Raw genomic sequence first — 21,527 nt, forward strand, 5'->3', positions numbered from 1 at the left:
GGGCGCTTGGAGATCATGAGCAGGCTCTATCATGCGGCGCGGGCCGCCGGGCTGGTGCCTTGCATGGCGATCTCGAAGAAGCGGCGCTCCAGCGCGGCGTGGTCATCGGCGCGCACCGGGCCATCGTGGCGCAGGCGGCCCTCGTGCAGGATCGCCACGCGGTCGCACACCGCAGTGACTTCGACCAGCACGTGGGTGGACAGGATTACCGCAGTGCCGGCGGCGGCCTGCTCGCGGATCAGCGTACGCAGCGCGGTGACCTGCACCGGGTCGAGTGCGTTGGCCGGTTCGTCCAGCACCAGCAGGGCGGGGCGGTGCAGCAGCGCGCAGGCCAGGCCCAGGCGCTGGCGCTGGCCCTGCGAAAGCACGCCCGCCAGCCGCCGCGCCAGCGGTTCGAGTTCCAGCCGTTCGACGATGGCTGTCCGGGCGGTGCGCAAGGCTGCGCCACCCAGGCCGCGCAGTCGGCCGTGGGCGTCCAGGTGTTCGGTCACGGTGAGTTCCGGCCATACCGGCGCGCGCTCGGGTAGCCAGCCGATCAGGCGGCGCGCCAGTTCGGGACGTTCCAGGAAATCCTCGCCGTTCAGGCGAATGGCGCCGCTATCGGGGCGCAAGGCGCCGGCGACCATCGACAGCGTGGTGGACTTGCCCGCGCCGTTGACGCCCAGCAGGCCCAGCACCTGGCCGCGCGCCAGTGCCAGATCGAGGTCTTGCACGGCCACGCGTCCGGCGCGGCGGCGGGCGATGCGGTCGAGTTGCAGCACGGGTGGCGCGGAGTTGACGGAAGTCATTGCGCGATTGTCGATGCGGCCCCATCTTCACACAACCGGCCGCGGTCACGGACCGGCGATGTCTGGACCGGAGCGGCTTAACGAAAGCGCAAGTCGGCGTGCCCTAACATGCTGGCGGGTATGGCAAACCCCTTCTAGACTGCCCTTACTTTCACCCGAGTTCCCTCCCGATGTCCGATACCGTGCTGAACTTCCTGTCCAGCGGCCTGATGCACGCCAGCTGGGTCGGCATGCTGGTCTACCTGCTGGTGGCGACCCAGCTCACCATCTTCACGGTGACGCTGTACCTGCACCGCAGCCAGACCCATCGCGGCGTGGACTTCCACCCGGCGCTGGCGCATTTCTTCCGCTTCTGGGGCTGGCTCAGCACCGGCATGGTCACCAAGGAGTGGGTGGCGGTGCATCGCAAGCACCACGCCAAGGTGGAGACCGAGGAAGATCCGCACAGCCCGGTGATCTACGGCATCAAGAAGGTGTTCTGGGACGGCGTGTCGCTGTACCGCGACGCCTGCCACTCCAAGGAAGACATGCAGCAGTACGGTCGCGGTACGCCGGACGACTGGGTCGAGCACAAGGTCTACGGCGCCCATCCCTACTGGGGCCCGGCGTTGATGGTGGTGATCGACATCGCGCTGTTCGGCGTGATCGGCGCGGCGATCTGGGCCGTGCAGATGATCTGGATCCCGTTCTGGGCCGCCGGCTTCGTCAACGGCATCGGCCACTGGGCCGGCTACCGCAACTTCGAGAGTGCCGACACCTCGCGCAACTTGTTGCCGTGGGGCTTCTGGATCGGCGGCGAAGAGCTGCACAACAACCACCACGCCTTCCCCAGCTCGGCGAAGTTCGCGCTGCGCAAGTGGGAATTCGACATCGGCTGGGCGGTGATCTGCGGTCTGCGCTCCGTGGGCCTGGCCAAGGTGCTGCGCGTGGCGCCCACGCTGGACGTGCGCCCCAACGTACCGCTGCCCGACGCCGAGACGCTGAAGGCGGTGCTGACCCATCGCTTCCAGGCGATGACCGATTACTACCGCGGCGTGATCGTGCCCACCTTGCGCGACGAAGCGGCCCACGCCGGCGAAAGCATCAAGGCCGTGCCGCGCCGCATGCGCCGCGCGCTGGCCGACGGCGGTCGTTGGCTGGATAGCGACGGCAGCAGCAAGCTGCAGGCCGTGCTGGCCAAGCGCCCGAACCTGCGCGTTGTGTGTGACTTCCGCAACCGCCTCGCCGCCCTGATGGAGCAGCGTGGCGCCGAGCAGACGTTGAAGGGGCTGCAGCAGTGGATCGTCGAGGCCGAGCAGAGCGGTATCCGCGCGCTGCAGGACTTCGCAGCCAAGCTCAAGAGCTACGCAGTCGCCGCCTGACCGGGCATCGGCGCTTTGCTATAAAAAGGCCCGCCATCAAGGCGGGCCTTTTGTTTGTGCGGGCGGGGACCTCAGAGCTGGTCCGGTCCCTTGCGCAGCCAGCGGTCGAGTAATGCTTTTTCGTAGCGCAGGCCGTCACTGACCGATGTATTGATGCTGTCGGAAAGGAAGGCCGGGTCGCGCAGTTTGCGCGTACCTTCGCGCAGCACCCCGCCGTTGGCGTCGAGCAACTGGAAGCGCAGGTCGATGCGCGGCGGATAGATGTCCTTGACGATGCGTACGTTCTGCAACGGACCGGGACGCCACGGCTCGAAGTTGCCGGCGCGGTCGATGTCGGTCACCACGACGGCCAGGTGTTCGCCGGGCGGTAGCATCTTGCCGGCACGGGTCTCGATGTACGACTTGAGAATATTCAGGTAATCGTCGCTGCCAAGCTGGGGCGCCATCGAGCGCAGCTTGCGTGTTTCGCTGAACTGCTCGGGGTGGTCGTAGGTGACGGTGACGTTTGTGGGCACGGCATCTTTCGCCATCGCGGGCGCTCCGAGCAGCGCGAAGGCGGCGAGCAGCACGTGCAGGACGATGCGGCGGTTCATGGCGGTTTCCTCCGGCGAGGGTGGGCGGTGTCGCCCGGATGCAAACCATAACGCCGCTGCTTTGCCGTGGTGTACCGATGGTGTGGTGGTACGCGCGCCCGGTTCAGCTGCATCGGCAAGAAAATCGTCCGGACCGCTATTCCGACGCCGCGTCGGGGATGGGCCGAAAGGTGCTGCCATGGATGGCAGCCACAAAAAAACCCGCCACTTGGGCGGGTTTTTCCGGAAGCGGCGATCAATTACTTGATCTTGCCTTCCTTGTAGATCACGTGCTTGCGCACGACCGGATCGTACTTCTTGAACTCGAACTTTTCCGGCGTGTTCTTCTTGTTCTTCTGCGTGGTGTAGAAGTGGCCGGTACCGGCCGAAGAAATCAGGCGGATCTTGTCGTTTGCACCCTTAGCCATGACTGTTCTCCTTAGACCTTCTCACCGCGGGCACGCAGCTCGGCGATCACGGCCTCGATGCCCTTCTTGTCGATGGTGCGCAGCGCGTGGTTGGAAACGCGCAGCTTGACCCAGCGGTTCTCGCTGGCGACCCAGAAGCGACGCTCGTGCAGGTTCGGCAGCCAGCGGCGGCGGGTCTTGTTGTTCGCGTGCGAGACGTTGTTGCCGGTCTGCACACCCTTCTTGGTGACTTGGCAAATGCGGGCCATGATGAGCTCCGTAATATTCTGTTGACCGCCCGTTGGCCAGGGCGACATCGGCCCAGCGGCGCCATGCGCCACGCGATGCTGGAGGGTGTTGCGCTTGCTTCGCCGCGAGGCCCGTATCGCGTAGCGGGCTCCCCGAATGGCTCGGGTCGGCAGTGACAAGCCGCGCATTATCCCGCAGAAACAGGCCTGTGCGCAATCCACCGGGCCGGCCCGCGCCCCGGCGCGTATGCACGGGGACGGCAGGTATGAAACAATCAGCCTCTTTTGACGCCAGACCTATAGAGGGATTCCCATGGCAGAAGTCATCGCCAACGGCCAGGCCAGCGCGCAGGGCAACGCGCCGCAGCTGGTGCTGCAGAAGATCTACGTGAAGGACGTTTCCTTCGAGGTGCCGGGCGCGCCGCAGATCTTCCAGGAGTTCAGCGGCGAGAGCGACCAGGCCGCGCCGCAGGTGCAGCTGAACCTGGGCCACAAGGCCATGGACCTCGGCAACGACCTGTACGAAGTGGTGCTCAGCGTCACCCTGACCTGCACGCTGGGCGAGCGCACCGCCTACCTCGCCGAGGTGGAGCAGGCCGGCCTGTTCAGCATCTCCGGCTTCGCCGAGGGCGATCGTTCCGGGGTGATCGGCAGCTACTGCCCGAACCTGCTGTTCCCGTACGCACGCCAGGTGATTTCCTCGATGGTGCTGGAAGGCGGCTTCCCGCCCTTCCTGCTGCAGCCGATCAACTTCGACGCTCTGTACGCCGAACAGCAGCGCCGCATGTCCGGCGGCGGGGACGCACCGGTCACGCTCAACAGCTGAGCACGCCGCATGACGCATCCGACCCTGGCGGTACTCGGTGCCGGCTCCTGGGGCACGGCGCTCGCCGCCTTGACGGCGCGCAACGGCGTACCGACCCGCTTGTGGGGCCGCGATCCGGACGCGCTGGCGGCGATGGCCGCGGCGCGTTGCAACCAGCGCTACCTGCCCGGCATCGAGCTGCCGGCGGCACTGGCCTACGAGCCGGACCTGGCCAGCGCGGTGCGCGGCGCCGGCATCGTGCTGCTGGTGGTGCCCAGCCACGCCTTCGCCGCGATGCTGGACGATGTCGCTCCGCTGCTCGATGACGGTACGGCGATCGCCTGGGCCACCAAGGGCTTCGAGCCGGGTACCGGGCGCTTCCTGCACGAGCTGGTGACACGGCGCCTGCCGGGCCGCCCGGCCGCGGTGATCACCGGACCCTCGTTCGCCAAGGAAGTGGCGGCAGGCCTGCCCAGCGCGGTCACCGTGCATTCCGAGGACGATGCCTACGCGCAACGCCTCGCCGGCTTGCTGCACGCGCCGAACCTGCGCGCCTATTCCGGCCGCGACATGCTTGGCGCGGAACTCGGCGGCGCGATGAAAAATGTGCTGGCGGTAGCCACCGGCATCGCCGACGGCATGGAACTGGGCCTCAATGCGCGTGCTGGCCTGATCACCCGCGGCATGAACGAGATGTTGCGCCTCGGTGTGGCGCTGGGCGCGCGGCCGGAGACCTTGATCGGCCTGTCCGGCCTCGGCGACCTGGTGCTCACCTGTACCGGCGACCTCTCGCGCAACCGCCGGCTGGGCCTGGCGCTGGGCAAGGGCGTCGCTATCGACGAGGCGGTGCGCCAGATCGGCCAGGTGGTGGAAAGCGTGCTCACCGCCGACGAAGTGGCCCGGCTGGCCGACCAGCATGCGCTGGACCTGCCGATCAGCGCCGGTGTGCGCGCCGTGCTGCACGGCGAAGTCACCCCGGCCGAAGGGCTGAAGATGCTGATGGCGCGCGAGCAGAAGCCCGAATACCCGCACGGCCTGTTCGGCAACAGCTGAGCCCTGGCGCGCGAACGCGCATCCCGACACGCGAACTCCGCTACAGGCCTGCTAAGCTCGGCGTTTTGGTTGTCGCCACGGGGCGCATGCGCATGCAGCAGCCGGACGGGAAACAGCACGCCATGCCGCTCGCGGGCCGCGACGAGCGCCTGCCGTCCGCCTGGCAGCGCCTGCTGGAACTGCCCAGAGCGTCGGGCGGCGACGAATCGGTAGTGCTGGGCTTCTTCCTGGAAGTGATGCCGGAGGAGGGTGCCGCATGGGCGCACCTCGAAGTGGCGCCGGTGCTGCTGACCGTGGCCGAGCACGGCCGCTACGCCCGGCCGGCGCCGCTGGACAGCCGCCAGCTGATCCAGGCGCCGTTGCCGCCGCACGAGCAGCGTCTCGCCGCCGCCGTGCTGGGCCTGCCGCAGAGCCTGCGCAAAGGCCGCAGCTATGCGCGGCTGGGCGGTCACGTCGGCGATAGCCTGCTGATCGAATTGCTGGATACTGCGCCGTGCTTCCTCGGCGGCCTCGCCGGCCTGCGCCTGTCGCGCGGCAAGGCGCACCCGCTCAACTGGCACTGGCATCTGGAAACGGACGGCAGCCAACGCCTGTTGCCGCAGCTTCCACACAGCCAGCGCCTGTTGCGCATCGACGGGCTGTGGTACCTCGACGCCGAGCACGCCACGCTCGGCCATCTGGAGGCGGCGCCCGAGGAAACCGCCTGGCTGGAGCTGCCGCCGCTGAAGCACGAATACGGCCGCCGGCTCGCCGAGACGCTGCCGGCGAGCCGGTTGGCCGCGCGCATCCCGCCGCCGCAGGTATTCGACGAGCTGCATCGCGCCGAGCTGGCGGCCAAGCCGGTGCTGACCCTGCATGCGCTGACCCGCCACGCGCGCCTCGCCGCCGGTACGCCGCCGCTGGCCTGGGCGCGGCTGTCCTTCGATTACGCGGGCGAACGCCTGCCCGGCCGCGGCGGCGAGCCGCTGGTGCGTCGCGTGCGCAACGGCCAGCTGGTGGAAATCGCGCGCCGCCGCGCCGAAGAGCTCGCCACCATGGAGCAGCTCGAACGCACCGGCCTCACGCCCGCGGTGGATACCGAAGGCCTGCCCTGGGACATGGCCGATACCTTGCCCGACGATGCCTGGTTGTTCCCCGGCACCGGCCACGCCGGTGCGCTGGAAGTGAACACGCCCGCACGCTGGCTGGCGCTGCGACCCAAGCTGGAAGCCGAAGGCTTCGTGCTGGAGTACGCGCCGAGCTTCCCGTTCGAGGTGCTGGAGGGGCCGGTGCGCTGGTATGGGCAGGCTGCCGAGGATGCCGACGACCACGCCTTCGATCTGGAAATCGGCATCGAGCTGGAAGGCAAGCGTCACAACCTGCTGCCTGCGGTGGCGCAGGCGCTGGCCGAGCACCAGTTGAACCTCAGTCCCGCGCCGAACGAGCCGGAGGACGCGGTGTGGTACGCGCCGGTCGACGAGCGCCGCCGCGTGCCGGTGCGCCTCAAGGTGTTGCGCGGCCTGCTGGCACCGCTCGCCGAATACCTGGAGAAGCCGCGCAAGAAACTCCACCTGCCGCGCGTGCAGGCGGGACGGCTGGAAGAACTGGTCGAGGCATTGCCGGGCGACGGCGCGCTGGAGGCGCCCGAGGCGCTGCGCGGCTTCACCGCGCGTCTGCGCGATGCCGCCGAACGCGCCAGCGACGCGATTCCTTCGGGGCTCACGGTGGAACTGCGTCCCTACCAGCGCGAAGGCTTGCGTTGGCTCAATGCGCTGGCCGAGGCCGGCGTGGGCGGCGTGCTCGCCGACGACATGGGCCTGGGCAAGACCTTGCAGCTCATCACCCACCTGCTCGCGTTGAAGGAGCACGGCGCGCTCAACCAGCCTGCGCTGGTGGTGGTGCCCACCAGCTTGATCCCGAACTGGCAGGCCGAGATCGCGCGCTTCGCGCCATCGCTCAAGGTGCTCACCTTGCACGGCCCGCAGCGTGCCGAGGCCTTCGCCCAGCTGGGCGCGCAGGACATCGTGCTCACCAGCTACGCGCTGCTGCCGCGCGACGTGGTGCCGCTGCGCAAGCAGTCGTTCGCGCTCACCGTGCTGGACGAGGCGCAGCAGGTGAAGAACCCGCGCACCCAGGCGCGCCGCGCCCTGCTCAGCCTGCGCACGCGCCGCCATGTCTGCCTCACCGGCACGCCGCTGGAAAACCACCTGGGCGAACTCTGGTCGCAGGTGGATCTGTCCGTGCCCGGCCTGCTCGGCGACGAGAACGCGTTCCGCCGTTACTACCGCGTGCCGATCGAGAAGCAACGCGACGAGGAGTGCCAGCAGCGGCTCAACCGCCGCCTGGCTCCCTTCATCCTCCGCCGCACCAAGACCCAGGTGGCCGCCGAACTGCCGCCCAAGACCGAGATCACCCGTCGCGTGGTGCTGGAAGGACGCCAGCGCGAACTGTACGAAGGCCTGCGCCTGTCGCTGGCCGAGGAACTGCGCGAGGTGATCGCCCAGCGCGGTATCCAGCATTCCGGCATCGTGGTACTGGATGCGCTGCTCAAGCTGCGCCAGGTCTGCTGCGACCCGCGCCTGGTGAAGCTGGAAGCCGCGCGCGGCGTGCACGGCTCGGCCAAGTTCGAGCTGCTGATGGACATGTTGCCGCCGTTGCTGGACGAAGGCCGCAAAGTGCTGCTGTTCTCGCAGTTCACCGGCATGCTCAAGCTGATTGCGCACGAACTGGACCGCCGCCGCATCCCCTACGTCACCCTCACCGGCGAAACGCGCGACCGCGCCACGCCGGTGCAGCAGTTCCAGCAGGGCGAAGTACCGTTGTTCCTGCTCTCGCTGAAGGCCGGCGGCGTGGGCCTCAACCTCACCGCCGCCGATACCGTGATCCACTACGACCCGTGGTGGAACCCTGCCGCCGAGGCGCAGGCCAGCGACCGCGCGCATCGCATCGGCCAGGACAAGCCGGTGTTCGTGTTCCGCCTGATCACCGCGGGCACGGTGGAGGAGCGCATCGAAGAGCTGAAGGCGCGCAAGGCCGAACTCGCCGAGGCCGTGCTGGAAGGCGGCGGCAGCCGCGAGAAGCTCAGCTTCGACCAGTCCGATCTGGACGCACTGCTGGCGCCGGGCTGAGCGCGCGGATTCAGCCGCGCGCCGCCACCTCGTCGATGCGCTTGAGCATGTCCGCCGGATCCTCGTACACGCGGAACGCGCCGGAGCGGGCGAGTTCTTCTTCGCCATAACCGCCGGAGAGCAAGCCGATGCCCAGCGCGCGGGCGCGCTGCGCGGCGAGCATGTCCCACACGCTGTCGCCCACCACCATGGCTTTGTGGATGTCCACGCCCAGCCGCTCGGCGGCGGCGATGAACAGATCGGGATCGGGTTTGGCGTGGCGCACCTGGTCGCGGGTCACCACGGGCACCTTGGAGGGATCGACGCCGAGTGCCTCGAGATTGTGGATCGCGGTGCGCATCTGGCCGCTGGTGGCGATCGCCCAGGGAATCCCCTCTGCGGTGAGGTATGCCAGCAATTCGCGCGCGCCGGGCAGAGGCTTCACTCCGCCTTGCAGGTGCAAGCGGTTGAAGGCGGTCGCATGCGCGTCGTACAGCCGGGTGCGGCGTTCCTCGCTGATTTCCTGCCCGATCTCGCGCAGCAGCATGCGGGTGAACAGACCGCCGCTCATACCGATGCGGCGGTGGATGCGCCACACCGAGAGGTCGATGCCTTCGCTGTCCAGCGCTTCCTTCCACGCCAGCACGTGCTGGTAGACGCTGTCGACGAGGGTGCCGTCGAGGTCGAACAGGAAGGCGTTTTCGTGGCGTGACATAGGCAATCCGTGTCGAGGGCGAAACGGATGATGGTGCTGGTGCGCGCGTTATGCGCGCGTAAGTACCTTCAGTGCGACGACCGCAGGCTTTGGCCGGCAGCGCGCAGGGCGATCGCCGCCGCACCGAGCAGGCCCGGTTCCGGGTGCACGATCGCCAGCGTCGGCACCCGCTCCATCGTCTCGCGGAAGCGGCCTTTGGCTTCGAAGCGTTCGCGGAAACCGCCGCGATGCAGCCACGGCAGCAGAAACGGCAACACGCCGCCGGTGAGGTAGACGCCGTCCCAGCCGCCCAGGCTCATCACCAAGTCGCCGGCGACGCTGCCGAAGATGCCGGCCAGCGTCTCCACCGTGCGCACGCACAGCGGGTCGCTGCCGTCCTCGGCGTGTGCGGTGATGTCCTCGGGCGTGTATTCCTCGGCCGGCTGGCCGGCGATGTCGGCGAGTGCGAGGTAGAGGTTCACCAGGCCGTTGCCGCAGATCATGCGCTCGTTGGAGACGCGGCCGAAGCGCGCGTTGAGCCGATGCAGGATCTCGATGTCCTCGGTGGTGTGTGCGGCGAAGCCGGCGTGGCCACCTTCGCTCTCCAGCACGATCCACTGTTCGTCGCGCCACAGCAGGCCGGCCACGCCGAGGCCAGTGCCCGGCCCCATCACCACGAAGGTCTGGGGGTGCTCGCTGCCGAGTGCCGGCGCCGTCAGCGTGCCGACTGGCGACAATGCGTCGGCGGCCAGCAACGGCACCGCCATGCTCTGCGCGGCGAAGTCGTTGACCAGTTGCACCGCGTCCATGCGCAGCTCGGCCTGCAGTGCCGGCGCTGAAATCGCCCACGGATTGTTGGTGACCTTCACCGTCTCGCCGCCGGCGATGCGTCCTGCCGCGGCGATCACCGCCTGCGAGGCGGCGCAGCCGGTGTCGGCGAAGTACTGCCGCGCGGCGTCGGCCAGCGCGGGGAAGTCTTTCACCCGGTAACGCCGGATGCTGTCCATGACCAGCGGCGTGGCAGTGTCGGCGCCGGCCAGCGCGAAGCGCACGTTGGTGCCGCCCAGGTCGGCAAGCAGGGTGGAAGGGGTTCCGTGGGGCATCGGGGGGACAGCCTGTGGCAACGCGTAAAGGGTAAGCGTGCCTTGTCAGGCCGGTGCGCGTCCACTGTATGCATACGTATGGTGCGCGTAGACGACTCAGGCGTGCCGTCCCCGCCCGGGATGGTGCTTCTTGCCCGATCCGGCAGAAGGCGCGCCCGCCGCGGGCGGGCTCTGTGCCGCCAGCGCGGCCAGCAGCATCTGGCCGTCCGGGCTGCCCAAACCGGTGCAGGCATCCCAACCCGTGGCCGCGGCGTAACTGCCGTTGTTGCCTTGAGTGATGTCGTGGAAGGCGGTTTCGCCGATCTGGTAAAGCGCGGCGTGCACATCGCCCACGGCGCGCCCCAGCGACTGGTTGCAGCGCGCCAGCAGCGCAGCCCACAGTGGCGCCACTGCGCTGGTGCCGCCGATCACTTCGTCCTGCCCGTCCACCCGCACCTGGTAACCGGTGAGCGGGTCGGCGTCGCCGGCGACGTCGGGAACGCCGCGGCCCGCGTAGCCGTTTGCCGCCTTCGGTACGTTGCTGCCTTGCTGCCATGTCGGCAGCGCGTAGTCCACGCTGACGCCGCCGCCGGTGGCGCCCTCGTTGGCGGCGGTCTCGTTCCATACCGTTTCGCTGGTGATCGCGCTTGCGCTGGCGGTCAGCGTGGTGCCGCCGCAGGCCAGCGAATACGGACTGGAGGCGGGAAAATCCACGTGTGGCTGGCCGTCGCTCTCGCCGTCGCTGGAGCCGCTGTCGCCCGCGGCGGCGGTCACGGTGACGCCGAGTGCGGCGGCGTCTTCCAGCGCGCTCTGCATCGCGGCGAGCGAGCTGGCGCTCCAGCTGTCCTCCGGCCCGCCCCAGCTGATCGAGATGATCGATGGTTTGCGCGTGGCGTCGTGCGCCGCCTGCGAAATCGCTTCGTAGAAACCCTGGTCGGTGTTCGGCGCGAAGTACACCGCGATCGCCGCGCCGGGTGCCAGTGCGCCCACCATCTCGATGTCCAGCATCACTTCCGGATCGGCCGCGCCGCCCGGGCTGTTCTTGCCGCCGGCCACCGACACCGCGGTCACCGTGGGCGGCGTGGCGATGCCCAGCGCGGTGAAGTAAGTGGTGAGGTCGGCCTGGCTGAAGCCGCCGCCCAGCTCGATCAGCGCCACGCACTGGCCGCTGCCGTCGGTGTTCGGAGGGAAGGCGTAGAGCTGCCCCATCTGGAGTGGCGTGTAGGTCTGGTTCGGCGTCGCCAGCGCCTTGCGGAAGTGCGCCTTCGCCACCGGGCGGCGATCCAGGCCCAGCACCGCGAGTACCGAGGGCGCGAGCTCGGCCGGCAAGGTAGCTGCTTGTTCGCAACCCACGACGTAGCGGCTCAGGCCGGGCAGCCGGTAGCGTCCGAGCTGCACGCCGAACGCGCGCTGCAGCGCGTCCACCGAACCACTGAGATGCATCACGCGCCGATGCGGTTCGCAGCCGGTTTCTTTGAGATTGTGCAGGTTGGCGTAGTTGCGCAGCTTGTTGATGTCGGCCGGGTCGGCGCCGCAGTGCGCGCCGAATTCGCCGCGTGGCCAACGCGGGGACTGTGGCCATGCCGCCGGGACAGGCGGTTCGCCCATGCGCCGGAACACCACGGTGACCTTGAGCGGCGTGCGACTGGTGTGCGGGCCGAGGTAGCGCGCCCCGGCGGGAAGGGGACGGCCGGCATGAAGGGCGTGATGTGCGGGGGTATTCATGACGATGGCTCCGGTGGACACGCGGCGAGCCTGCACCGAGCCGTGTGTGCATGGCGTGCGTTTGATGTTGACGCTTCGTATGCCGCTGCTGCGGCAAACCGTCCCCATCGGCCGTGCTTCACGGCGTGCGGCGCTAAAATGCGCCGACATTCACGCGAGACCACGTCATGAGCTTTCCCGCGATCCGTCCACGCCGCATGCGCCGCGACGCCTTCTCCCGTGCGCTGATGCGCGAGCACAGCCTGTTGCCCACCGATCTCATCATGGTGGCCTTCGTGATCGAGGGCGAAGGCAGGCGCGAGGCGGTGCCATCGATGCCGGGCGTAGACCGGCTCTCCATCGACGAGCTGCTGAAGCTTGCCGGCGAATGCGTGCGGCTGGGCATTCCCGCGCTGGCGCTGTTTCCCTCGCCGGGGCAGGACGTGAAGAGCGAGGACGCGCGCGAGGCGTGGAACCCCGACAACCTCATGCACCGCGCCACTCGCGCGTTGAAGGCGAAGTACCCCGACCTGGGCCTGATCGGCGACGTGGCGCTGGATCCCTACACCACGCACGGCCAGGACGGCCTGATCGACGCGCACGGCTACGTGATGAACGAGCCCACCGTCGAGGCGCTGGTGAAGATGTCGCTGGCGCAGGCCGAGGCCGGCATGGACGTAGTGGCGCCCTCGGACATGATGGACGGCCGCGTCGGTGCGATCCGCGAGGCGCTGGAGGAAGCCGGCCATATCCACACCCGCATCCTCGCCTACTCAGCGAAATATGCATCTAGCTTCTACGGCCCGTTCCGCGATGCGGTGGGTTCGTCCGCCAACCTCGGCAAGGGCAACAAGCACACCTACCAGATGGACGTCGCCAACAGCGACGAGGCGCTGCGCGAAGTCGAGCTGGATATCCAGGAAGGCGCGGACATGGTGATGGTGAAGCCGGGCCTGCCTTACCTCGACGTGTTGCGCCGGGTGAAGGATGCGTTCGGCATGCCCACCTTCGTGTACCAGGTCAGCGGCGAGTACGCGATGCTCAAGGCCGCCGCACAGAACGGCTGGCTGGACGAGAAGGCCGTGGTGCTGGAAACGCTCACGGCGTTCAAGCGCGCAGGCGCCGATGCGATCCTCACCTACTTCGCAGTGGATGCGGCGAAGTGGTTGCGCGGAGAGTGAACCCAGCGCCATTCGCAGAACGGGCCTGTCATCCATAGACAGGCCCGCAGTACGGCCACTTTTCAAGGTGCTTCGATCACCGGGGCGCCGTTCCTGACGGTGTAGGCCATCAGAGACTTCAGGGGCCTGTGGGTATCAGCCCGTGGCGGCCTGCTGGATCGCGGCGCCCAGCTCTTCGTTGGTGTATGCCTTGCCGCCGATGCCCCAGGCTCCGTCGAGCGCGTAGGTCACGTTGACGAAGGTGCGTTCGCGCGGGTGCGGGCTGGCCTTGAGCCGGTCGATGATGTCGGTGACTTCGCCGACGAAGGCCTGCTTGACGCTGGCGTCGGGAAACGTCGTCGCCGGTACCTTCACCTCGACGACGGCAAGCGACTGCGGCCGGCCGCCGGCGTAGCTGGCCGACTCCGGGCTCACCGTCACGTGGCCGATGACGTTCGGCGTCATGAAGGCGTTGCCGTCGAGGCCATGCGCGCGCAGCAACGCATCGGCGATGAGGGGAAACACTTCGCGCTCGCCTTGCGGGGTGAGCAGGCCTTGGCTGAGCTGAATGGAAATGGGCATGGCAATAACTCCTAGGAAATCCGGTGGATTGATCGGGTCGTAAACCTTGCGACTGCGCCACGCTCGCCATATAACGACCGTGACGCGGCGATCGTTTCATAACGATCGTTATGTAGTCAAGCGCCACATTGCGATCGTTATCCGGAGGCTCCGATGGCACACAAGGCGGGACAGAAAGAAGCGGGCAGGGCGAAGATCCTGCAAAGCGCGGGGCGCGCGTTCCGCAGCCAGGGGTTCGGCGGCAGCGGCGTCGATGGCCTGGCCAAGGGCGCGAATGTGACGTCGGGGGCGTTCTATGCGCACTTCAAGTCGAAGGCCGATGCTTTCCGCGAAGCGGTCGTCGTGGGGATGGCGGATCTTCGGCATGGCGTCGAGCAGATGCGCGAGCAGCTGGGCAGCCGCTGGCGCAGCGGCTTCGTCGACTTCTACCTGGGCGACCGCCGTACCTGCGACCTGGCCGACAGCTGCGCCCTGCAAAGCCTCTCCAGCGAAGTGGCGCGTGCCAGCGACGAGGCAAGGCATGCGTACGAAGTGGAGCTGCACACGGTCATCGAGGCCATGGCCGCCGGGCTGGCCGGCAAACCCAAGGCGCGGCGCGAGGAGGCGATCGCGCTGCTGGCGCTGCTCGTGGGCGGGGTCACGATGGCGCGTGCAGTGCAGGACCCCGCCACCAGCGATGCGATCGCCGCGGCCGTGCGCAAGGCGGCGCTCGCGCTGGAAGGGCCGGAAGCGCGTTGATGCCATCGCAGCGGCGGGTCGCGGTGCCGATAGTGGCCGCAACGATCTTGCCCGCAAAAAACCACAGCGGCGGCCGCGGCCGGGCCGCGTCAATCGGCAAGCTGGCGTCTGGTTTTCCGCCTTGAACACGCATGCCTGGCCAGATGCCAGGCGAGGGAGTGTCATGAAGCTGTGGAGCGTTGCATTGTTGCTATGGGTCGCGGGTGCCAGCGTGCACGCGGAGTCGGCGGCATGGCAGCCGGGCGCCGGCCACGTGCAGATGCCGCTGTGGCCAGGCACGCCGCCCGACATGAAGGCGATGCCGGGGCCGGAGAAGGCGGAGACGGGCAGCACGCTGCTCGCCGGCAAGACCGTGACCGCCGTGCGTAACGTGTCGCAGCCCACCATGACGGTCTATGCGCCGCAGGGAAAAAACACCGGTGCTGCGGTGGTGGTGATCCCGGGTGGTGGCTTCGAGATCCTGGCCATCGACCTGGAAGGCACCGAGATCTGCGACTGGCTGACCTCGCGCGGCGTCACCTGCGTGCTGCTCAAATACCGCGTGCCGAGTGCACCGTACGACTGGCACAGCGACAGCCGGCCGCACAACTATCAGGTGCCGACCATGGCGCTGGAGGACGTGCAGCGCACGATGGGCCTGGTGCGCCTGCACGCAAAGGCATGGAACATCGATCCCCGCAAGGTCGGCGTGGTCGGTTTCTCCGCCGGCGGCTACCTGGTGGCGGAAATCAGCACGCACTTCGACAAGCGCTTGTACAAACCGGTGGACGCGGCCGACAAGGAAAGCGCGCGCCCGGATTTCGCGATGGCGATCTATCCAGGGCACCTCGCGCTGGACAACGGCAAGTTGAATCCCAACGTGCCAGTCAGTCACGACACGCCGCCTACCTTCATCGTGCAGGCCGAGAACGACAACGTGGATGGCGTGCAGCAGGCGTTGGTCTATTTCGCCGCGCTGAAGAAGGCCGACGTCCCGACGGAGATGCACCTGTATGCGCAAGGCGGCCATGCCTTCGGCGTGCGGCGCACGGACAAGCCGATCACCCACTGGACCGATCTGGCGGATGCGTGGATGCGGACGATCGGCGTGCTTCCCCGCTGAGGCCGTTCACGCGTACTGCGCGATGCCATTGCCGAACGACCAGTTTTCCTTGGCCGTCTCCAGCAGGTTGATGAAAACATCCTCGGGCCGCAAACCGGGGTCGGCGGCGAGCTTTTCGGCCACGCAGCGATAGAACGCCTGCTTCTGCGCCACCGTGCGTGAGTTGTTGCAGGTGATCTGCACGATCACCAGATCGTCGCTGCGCGCGATGCCGAGGTAATGCGGGTCGCAGTCGAACTCTTCGGCATCGTGCTGGTGGATCAGGATGAAGCGGTCGTCTTCCGGCACGTTGAAGGTTTCGCGCATGGCAGCGTAGATGCCGTTGCGCAGGGCGGCGAGATGGGCCGCGGACTTGCCGCGGCGCAGCGAGATACGGACGAGTGGCATGGGTTTTCTCCAGCGGTTGTCGTGCGGTGCGTCACCGCGGTTGCGATAAGTGGCCGACGCGGTAGGCCTGTCCTGCGCCAGCGAGTTCGGTGCGCATTTCCGGCCAGAGCCGGAAGCGCACCAGTGTCCAGTCGGCCGGGTTGCAGGCCGTCACCGCGGCAAGCGCGCCATCCGCCATGGCAGTGCGCGCGGCCTCGGCCTCCTTGCGCTGCCACGCCGCCAGGTCCGCGTGCCCGGGAAGCGGTGCGATCTCCCGCGTGGCAAAGGTTGCACCACGCAGGTCGCCAGCCAGTTCCGCCTGCCATGGTATCCAGCTGTACACCTTGGGGCGTCCGAAGTCGTGCGACAGCGCGGCGAAACCGGCGCCGCCGAGGAAGGCGCTCATGCCTGCGCTGTCGCGCCACAGGTAGAACGGTGCGTAGAGGTTGTCGCTGCCGGGCAGCGCGCCATCGTCCCGTGCGGCGTACAGCCACGCCTTGAATGCGAGGCCGGGGAAATCGTCCAGCAGATGGCCCTTGTCCGCGATGCGGTGGCGGATGATCGCCATGTCGTAATCGGCGGGCAGGGCGATGGTGTATTGCATCGCGATCACGATGTGCGCTCCTCTCGCAGCTTGCGCAGCACGCCGATGGCCGAGAACGCGCTTGGCCAGCCGGCGTAGAACGCGAGATGAGTGATGAGTTCGACCAGTTCATCGTCGCCAAGGCCGTTGTCGCGGGCACGGTCGAGGTGGAACGGCAGCTGCTCGGTGCGGTTCAAGGCGACAAGCGTCGCCACGGTGGCGATGCTGCGTTCGCGCGGGCCGAGTTCCGCACGCGACCAGATGTCGGCAAACAGTACCTCGTCGGTGAGGGCGGCCAGTTTCGGAGCGATCTCGCCGATGCTCTTGCGTGCGTAATGCGGGTCGTGGGCCATCTGGGAAATCTCCGGCGTGCATTTGACGGAAGCCACGATAGCGGCCGATGATGGTCCTGAAAATCGGGAAATTCAGCACTCATAATCCCGAAAAATAGGATCGTAGCCATGCCGCGCCTCAACTTCGATATCGACACCTTGCGCAGCTTCGCGACCGGCGTCGAACTGGGCAGCTTCGCGCAGGCGGCCGAGCGCCTGAACCGCTCCACCTCGGCGGTGAGCGCGCAACTCAAGAAGCTGGAGCAGCAGGCCGGCACGCCATTGCTGCGCAAGGCCGGTCGCGGCATGGCGCTCACCGAGGCGGGCGAAACGATGCTGGGCTACGCGCGGCGCCTGCTGGAACTGAATGACGAGGCTGTCGCCGCCATCCGCGGCGTGGAACTGGCGGGACGCGTACGGCTTGGCATGCAGGAGGACTTTGGCGAAAGCCTGCTGCCCGCGGTGCTCGGCGGCTTCACGCGGACGCATCCCAAGCTGCGCATCGAGGTGCGCATCGCGCGCAACGCGGAGTTGCTCGACGGCGTGAACAAAGGAAAGCTTGATCTGGCGCTGGCATGGGAAGCCGACGCGGCAGGCGCGCGCGCCGAACGCGTCGGGCGGTGGCCGGTGCGCTGGATCGGCGCGGCCGCAGCGTCGGCGACGAAGCCATACCGGCGCGGCGAGCCGCTGCCGCTGGCGGTGCTGGAATCGCCCTGTCTGCTGCGCAGCGCCGCCATCGATGCCTTGGATCGCGCCGGCATCGCCTGGCGCATCGCCTTCAGCAGCGCCAGCCTCGCCGGGACCTGGGCAGCGGTGAGGGCGGGATTGGGCGTGAGCGTGCGCACGCCGCTGGGGCTGCCGGATGGGGTCCAGGCGTTGACCGCGAAGGAAGCCGGGTTGCCCGCGTTGCCGATGCTGGGCTTGTCGCTGTATCGCGCTGAAGCAGAACCTGCACCCGCCGTGGCGCAACTGGCGCGCATCATCGTGCGGACGCTCGCGGCGCGCTGACCGCGGCCTGCACTTCCGGGAACGCTCGCCGGCGTTGGGCTGCGCATTTCCGGGGCGTGCCGCATGATCCTGGGCGGCTTGCCAAATATTGTATGTTTATATGATGATCGGTCATCTTACGTGAAGCGTCGCCCGTGGGGAGCGAGCTCATCCGGCAGTGAGCACCGGTCGATGACGGGCAACTCCGCGGCTGTCCCGCCAGGATTCGGCGGTACGGTTTTGGCCACACGTCGCACGCATACCCACCGCAGTGATTCGGAAGTCCTTGTCTCGGGAGTATCTGTCCATGAAGCGCGTGAACCCGTTCGTCGCCAAAGTCACCTTGTTTTCCGTGCTGTGCCTCGGCCTTTCGTTGCCGGCCGCCGCAAGTTCGCCGGAACGGCTGGGCGCCGTTCCGCAGATGGGTTTCAACAACTGGAACTCCACGCATTGCCGCGATGAGTTCAATGAACAGATGATCCGCGGTATCGCGGACAAGATCGTCAGCCTGGGCCTGCGCGATGCCGGCTATCGCTATGTCAACGTCGACGATTGCTGGGCGAACTGGCAGCGCGACAAGAACGGCAAGCTGCAGGCCAACCCCAAGCGCTTCCCTAGCGGGATGAAGGCGCTGGCCGACTACATCCATTCGCGCGGCTTCAAGTTCGGCGTCTATTCCAGCGCCGGCACCTCCACCTGTGAGCCGCTGCAGGAAAATCGCGGCTTCCCCGGCGGCCTCGGGCACGAGAAGGAAGATGCTGCGAGCTTCGCCGCTTGGGGCGTGGACTATCTCAAGTACGACAACTGCAACAACCAGAAGATCGCTGCCTTGCAGCGCTACACCGCGATGGCCGACGCGCTGCGCGCCACCGGCCGGCCGATCTTCTTCAGCGTCTGCGAGTGGGGCGAGAACAAGCCGTGGCTGTGGGCCGGCAAGCCGCCGGTCGACGCACAGTCCTGGCGCACCACCGGCGACATCAGCGACAACTATGCGTCGATGCTGAAAGTCTTCAAGCAGAATGTGGTGCTCGATCGCTACGCAAGGCCGGGGCATTGGAACGACCCGGACATGCTCGAGGTCGGCAATGGCGGCATGACCGATGTCGAATACCGCAGCCATTTCAGCCTCTGGTCGATCATGGCGTCGCCCCTGCTGATCGGCACCGACCTGCGCAAGATCAAGCCCGCGGCCTTGGACATCCTGCTCAACAAGGAAGTCATCGCTGTCGATCAGGACCTGCTCGGCGTGCAAGGACACCAGGTGCGCGACGCCAGCGGCATCCACGTGATCGTCAAGCCGCTCAAGGACGGTAGTCGCGCCGTGGTGGTGTTCAACGAAACTGACAATGCGCAGGACGTCAGTGTGACCCCGGCCGAGATCGGCCTGAAGGCGGGACGCTACGAGACGCGCGATCTGTGGCTGCACAGCGACCACGCCGGCGACGGCAGCATCGCGGTCAAGCTGCAGCCGCACGCCAGCGCCATGTATCGCATTCGCGGCGCGTAACCCTCGGTCGCGCCTTTGGACGCCCTGCAACGGGCGGCCAGGGGCGCCTGATCGGTCGTGTCCGGAATACCAACGCGTTAAAGGAAATCATCATGCCCAACATGCGCGTTGGAATTCACGGCCATGCATCCGTGCCGTGTGCGCTCGCGTTCCTGCTGTTACTGTTGCTGCCGGCAATGCGCGCCGCGGCACAGACGCCGCCGGGCAACGAGCCGGGCAGCCAGAAGCTGTTCAACATGGAGATGGGGCCGAACCGATCGATCTTCCGGCCGTCCCTTGATCCGGCCCGCACCGCCAACGGCCTGGCCATGACGCCGCCGATGGGCTGGAACAGCTGGAACAGGTTCGGCTGCCACATCGACGAGAAAACCGTACGCGCGGTCGCGGACGCGATGGTGGCGAGCGGCATGCGCGACGCCGGTTACCAGTACGTCGTCATCGACGACTGCTGGCAGGACAAACGGGATACCGACGGCAACATGATGCCCGACCCCGCCAAGTTCCCCTCCGGCATCAAAGCGCTGGCCGACTATGTGCACTCGAAAGGGCTGAAGTTCGGCATCTACTCGGATGCAGGCAGCATGACCTGCGGCAGGCGCCCTGGCAGCCAGGGCCACGAGTACCAGGACGCCGTGGCCTATGCCCGCTGGGGCGTCGACTACCTGAAGTACGACTGGTGCTTCACCGGCACGCGCAACAGCGAAGAGGCCTACGCGCTGATGGCGGACGCGCTGCGCTCCACCGGGCGCGACATCGTGTTCTCGATCTGCGACTGGGGCATCAGCCGGCCCACGATGGTCGACAAGTCCATGCCGTGGGAATGGGGCGCCAAGATCGGCAACCTGTGGCGCACCACCGAGGACATCTACGATGCCTGGGCGGGGCGCAAGGGCACCAGCCTGGGCATGGTCAACATCCTCGACCTCACCGAATCGCTATACGCCTATGCCGGCCCGGGACACTGGAACGACCCGGACATGCTGGAAATCGGCAACGGCGGCATGAGCGACGTCGAATACCGCGCGCAGTTCAGTCTGTGGGCGATGATCGCCGCGCCTCTGATCGCCGGTAACGATATCGCCCACATGAGCGACGCGACCCGCGCCATCCTGCTCAACCGCGACGTGATCGCCGTCGACCAGGACAACCTGGGTCGCGCGGGGCACCGCGTGCGCAAGAACGGCGATCTGGAAGTGTGGGCCAGGCCGCTGGCCGACGGCGGCCGGGCGGTGGTGCTGTTCAACCGCGGCGAGCATCCGGCGGACATCACCGCGGACTGGACCGACCTGGGTTTCCCGGCCACGGCTGCGCTCAAGGTGCGCGACCTCTGGGCGAACAAGTCGCTGGGTCGCGCCAGCGGCCATTTCACCGCGAATGTGGCGCCGCACGGCGTGGTCATGGTGCGGCTGGGCATGTGACGCGGCGGCTGCTTTCCTGGAGCCGATCCAGCCGGTAACCGCCGCCACGGCGGCACCCCGGGCCGAGGTCGCGGCATCAATGCTTGCGTCTGGATCCGGTCAGTTTGATCTCGTACAGCCTGGGCCAGCACTTGCCGGTGACGAACAAGCGGTCGTGCTGCTCGTCATAAGCAATGCCGTTCAGCACATCGTTGGTGGGGTCGGCCAGCTGCTCCGGCTTCGGCACCAGCCCGGCCAGTTCGATCCAGCCCACCACCTTGCCGCTGGCCGGGTCGATGCGCGCAATGCGCGTGGTGAGCCACACATTGGCGTAGATCTGCCCCTTCACCCACTCCAGCTCGTTGATGTTCTCCAGCGGCTGGCCATCGGCGGTGACGTTGATCTGGCCGGTCTGCTTGAGTGTGTCGGGATCGAGGATGCGGATCACCGGCGTGCCGTCGCTCATATAGAGCCGGCTGCCGTCGCTGGTGAGCGCCCAGCCTTCGCCGGCATAGGGAAAGCGCGCCTGCGGCTTCAAGGTGGCGAGGTCGTAGATGAAGCCCTCCTGGTTCTTCCAGCTGAGCTGGAGCAGCTTGTCCTTCCACACCGCGATGCCTTCGCCGTAGTCCGGCCACGGTGTGGGCGATTGCTGCAGCACCTTGCCGGTCGCCAGCTCCACCTTGCGCACGCTGGAGCTGCCTACCTGGCCGGTGCTTTCGTAGAGATGGCCATCCAGATACAGCAAGCCTTCGGTGTAGGCCTGCGTGTCGTGCGGGTAGCTGTGCACCACGTGGTAACCGTAGACGGGGATGGCGTCGTGCGCGTGGGCCGGCGCGATGCAGGCCAGGGCGAGTGCGGCAGTGGCGATGGCGGCGAGGATTTTCATGACCGTGGATGATCCCATGTCGCGGCCTTGCGTGGCAGCACAGCCGGTGAATGCGGCCGCGTGGAATAATCGGGCCTGGCGAACGGA

The 21,527-nt window shown here is 67.5% G+C and carries 22 protein-coding genes; 10 read left to right on the forward strand and 12 right to left on the reverse strand.

Annotated elements, in window-relative coordinates; translation table 11 throughout:
* Positions 1–29 precede the first annotated feature (29 nt).
* The gene (locus tag ISP14_RS05300; protein ID WP_404536861.1) at positions 30–788 is read right to left on the reverse strand and encodes an ABC transporter ATP-binding protein; all 759 of its coding nucleotides are present in this window, start codon (positions 786–788) and stop codon (positions 30–32) included.
* A gap of 170 nt (positions 789–958) precedes the next feature.
* Here ISP14_RS05300 and ISP14_RS05305 point away from each other — a divergent pair, with 170 nt between their 5' ends.
* Entirely contained in the window at positions 959–2,149 is a 1,191-nt protein-coding gene (locus ISP14_RS05305) for a DesA family fatty acid desaturase (RefSeq protein WP_404536862.1), read from the forward strand.
* A gap of 71 nt (positions 2,150–2,220) precedes the next feature.
* On the opposite strand, the gene ISP14_RS05310 is transcribed toward ISP14_RS05305, so the two are convergent.
* From ISP14_RS05310 to rpmB, 3 genes are all read right to left on the reverse strand, one after another.
* The gene (locus ISP14_RS05310; RefSeq protein ID WP_404536863.1) at positions 2,221–2,742 is read right to left on the reverse strand and encodes a DUF3016 domain-containing protein; all 522 of its coding nucleotides are present in this window, start codon (positions 2,740–2,742) and stop codon (positions 2,221–2,223) included.
* Between the two features lie 239 nt (positions 2,743–2,981).
* Positions 2,982–3,149, reverse strand: a complete 168-nt coding sequence (rpmG, locus tag ISP14_RS05315) for a 50S ribosomal protein L33 (protein WP_181303365.1) — start codon at positions 3,147–3,149, stop codon at positions 2,982–2,984.
* A gap of 11 nt (positions 3,150–3,160) precedes the next feature.
* On the reverse strand, positions 3,161–3,397 hold the full coding sequence (gene rpmB / locus ISP14_RS05320) for a 50S ribosomal protein L28 (protein ID WP_192107688.1): 237 nt from the start codon (positions 3,395–3,397) through the stop codon (positions 3,161–3,163).
* Between the two features lie 292 nt (positions 3,398–3,689).
* Here rpmB and secB point away from each other — a divergent pair, with 292 nt between their 5' ends.
* The 3 genes from secB to ISP14_RS05335 all read left to right on the forward strand — a co-directional run bounded on the left by secB (position 3,690) and on the right by ISP14_RS05335 (position 8,341).
* Positions 3,690–4,202 carry a protein-export chaperone SecB gene (secB, locus tag ISP14_RS05325; RefSeq protein WP_404536864.1) on the forward strand — a complete coding sequence of 171 codons (513 nt, stop codon included), beginning with the start codon at positions 3,690–3,692 and terminating at the stop codon, positions 4,200–4,202.
* A gap of 9 nt (positions 4,203–4,211) precedes the next feature.
* The gene (locus ISP14_RS05330) at positions 4,212–5,234 is read left to right on the forward strand and encodes an NAD(P)H-dependent glycerol-3-phosphate dehydrogenase (RefSeq protein ID WP_404536865.1); all 1,023 of its coding nucleotides are present in this window, start codon (positions 4,212–4,214) and stop codon (positions 5,232–5,234) included.
* A gap of 92 nt (positions 5,235–5,326) precedes the next feature.
* Complete coding sequence (locus tag ISP14_RS05335) at positions 5,327–8,341, forward strand: DEAD/DEAH box helicase (RefSeq protein ID WP_404536866.1); 3,015 nt, start codon at positions 5,327–5,329, stop codon at positions 8,339–8,341.
* A gap of 10 nt (positions 8,342–8,351) precedes the next feature.
* Here ISP14_RS05335 and ISP14_RS05340 read toward each other — a convergent pair whose 3' ends face one another.
* The 3 genes from ISP14_RS05340 to ISP14_RS05350 all read right to left on the reverse strand — a co-directional run bounded on the left by ISP14_RS05340 (position 8,352) and on the right by ISP14_RS05350 (position 11,821).
* Complete coding sequence (locus ISP14_RS05340; protein WP_404536867.1) at positions 8,352–9,035, reverse strand: HAD family hydrolase; 684 nt, start codon at positions 9,033–9,035, stop codon at positions 8,352–8,354.
* A 68-nt stretch (positions 9,036–9,103) separates the two neighbouring features.
* Positions 9,104–10,117: a glucokinase gene (gene glk / locus ISP14_RS05345; protein WP_404536868.1), complete on the reverse strand. Its 1,014-nt coding sequence runs from the start codon at positions 10,115–10,117 to the stop codon at positions 9,104–9,106.
* 96 nt (positions 10,118–10,213) lie between these two features.
* Positions 10,214–11,821 carry a S53 family peptidase gene (locus ISP14_RS05350; protein WP_404536869.1) on the reverse strand — a complete coding sequence of 536 codons (1,608 nt, stop codon included), beginning with the start codon at positions 11,819–11,821 and terminating at the stop codon, positions 10,214–10,216.
* A 167-nt stretch (positions 11,822–11,988) separates the two neighbouring features.
* On the opposite strand from ISP14_RS05350, the gene hemB reads away from it, so the two are divergent.
* On the forward strand, positions 11,989–12,981 hold the full coding sequence (hemB, locus tag ISP14_RS05355; protein ID WP_404536870.1) for a porphobilinogen synthase: 993 nt from the start codon (positions 11,989–11,991) through the stop codon (positions 12,979–12,981).
* A gap of 135 nt (positions 12,982–13,116) precedes the next feature.
* On the opposite strand, the gene ISP14_RS05360 is transcribed toward hemB, so the two are convergent.
* Complete coding sequence (locus tag ISP14_RS05360) at positions 13,117–13,542, reverse strand: tautomerase family protein (RefSeq protein WP_404536871.1); 426 nt, start codon at positions 13,540–13,542, stop codon at positions 13,117–13,119.
* 153 nt (positions 13,543–13,695) lie between these two features.
* Here ISP14_RS05360 and ISP14_RS05365 point away from each other — a divergent pair, with 153 nt between their 5' ends.
* On the forward strand, positions 13,696–14,280 hold the full coding sequence (locus tag ISP14_RS05365) for a TetR/AcrR family transcriptional regulator (RefSeq protein WP_404536872.1): 585 nt from the start codon (positions 13,696–13,698) through the stop codon (positions 14,278–14,280).
* 163 nt (positions 14,281–14,443) lie between these two features.
* A complete protein-coding gene (locus ISP14_RS05370) occupies positions 14,444–15,382 on the forward strand; it encodes an alpha/beta hydrolase (RefSeq protein WP_404536873.1) in 939 nt (312 codons plus the stop codon).
* A 6-nt stretch (positions 15,383–15,388) separates the two neighbouring features.
* On the opposite strand, the gene ISP14_RS05375 is transcribed toward ISP14_RS05370, so the two are convergent.
* The 3 genes from ISP14_RS05375 to ISP14_RS05385 are packed head-to-tail and all read right to left on the reverse strand — an operon-like array spanning position 15,389 to position 16,684.
* Positions 15,389–15,769, reverse strand: coding sequence for a tautomerase family protein (locus tag ISP14_RS05375; RefSeq protein WP_404536874.1), 381 nt, complete (start codon positions 15,767–15,769; stop codon positions 15,389–15,391).
* Between the two features lie 31 nt (positions 15,770–15,800).
* Positions 15,801–16,352, reverse strand: a complete 552-nt coding sequence (locus tag ISP14_RS05380; RefSeq protein ID WP_404537135.1) for a DUF4865 family protein — start codon at positions 16,350–16,352, stop codon at positions 15,801–15,803.
* A 5-nt stretch (positions 16,353–16,357) separates the two neighbouring features.
* The gene (locus ISP14_RS05385) at positions 16,358–16,684 is read right to left on the reverse strand and encodes a carboxymuconolactone decarboxylase family protein (RefSeq protein WP_404536875.1); all 327 of its coding nucleotides are present in this window, start codon (positions 16,682–16,684) and stop codon (positions 16,358–16,360) included.
* Between the two features lie 108 nt (positions 16,685–16,792).
* Here ISP14_RS05385 and ISP14_RS05390 point away from each other — a divergent pair, with 108 nt between their 5' ends.
* The 3 genes from ISP14_RS05390 (at position 16,793) to ISP14_RS05400 (ending at position 20,575) form a co-directional block, all read left to right on the forward strand.
* Positions 16,793–17,671, forward strand: coding sequence for a LysR substrate-binding domain-containing protein (locus ISP14_RS05390; RefSeq protein ID WP_404536876.1), 879 nt, complete (start codon positions 16,793–16,795; stop codon positions 17,669–17,671).
* A gap of 286 nt (positions 17,672–17,957) precedes the next feature.
* Positions 17,958–19,157: a glycoside hydrolase family 27 protein gene (locus ISP14_RS05395; protein WP_404536877.1), complete on the forward strand. Its 1,200-nt coding sequence runs from the start codon at positions 17,958–17,960 to the stop codon at positions 19,155–19,157.
* A 92-nt stretch (positions 19,158–19,249) separates the two neighbouring features.
* Complete coding sequence (locus ISP14_RS05400) at positions 19,250–20,575, forward strand: alpha-galactosidase (protein ID WP_404536878.1); 1,326 nt, start codon at positions 19,250–19,252, stop codon at positions 20,573–20,575.
* A gap of 76 nt (positions 20,576–20,651) precedes the next feature.
* On the opposite strand, the gene ISP14_RS05405 is transcribed toward ISP14_RS05400, so the two are convergent.
* Entirely contained in the window at positions 20,652–21,440 is a 789-nt protein-coding gene (locus tag ISP14_RS05405; RefSeq protein WP_404536879.1) for a glutaminyl-peptide cyclotransferase, read from the reverse strand.
* Between the last annotated feature and the right edge of the window lie 87 nt (positions 21,441–21,527).

It is taken from the genome of Dyella agri (assembly GCF_044904705.1).
In the GTDB taxonomy this organism is placed as follows: Bacteria; Pseudomonadota; Gammaproteobacteria; order Xanthomonadales; family Rhodanobacteraceae; genus Rhodanobacter_A; species Rhodanobacter_A agri.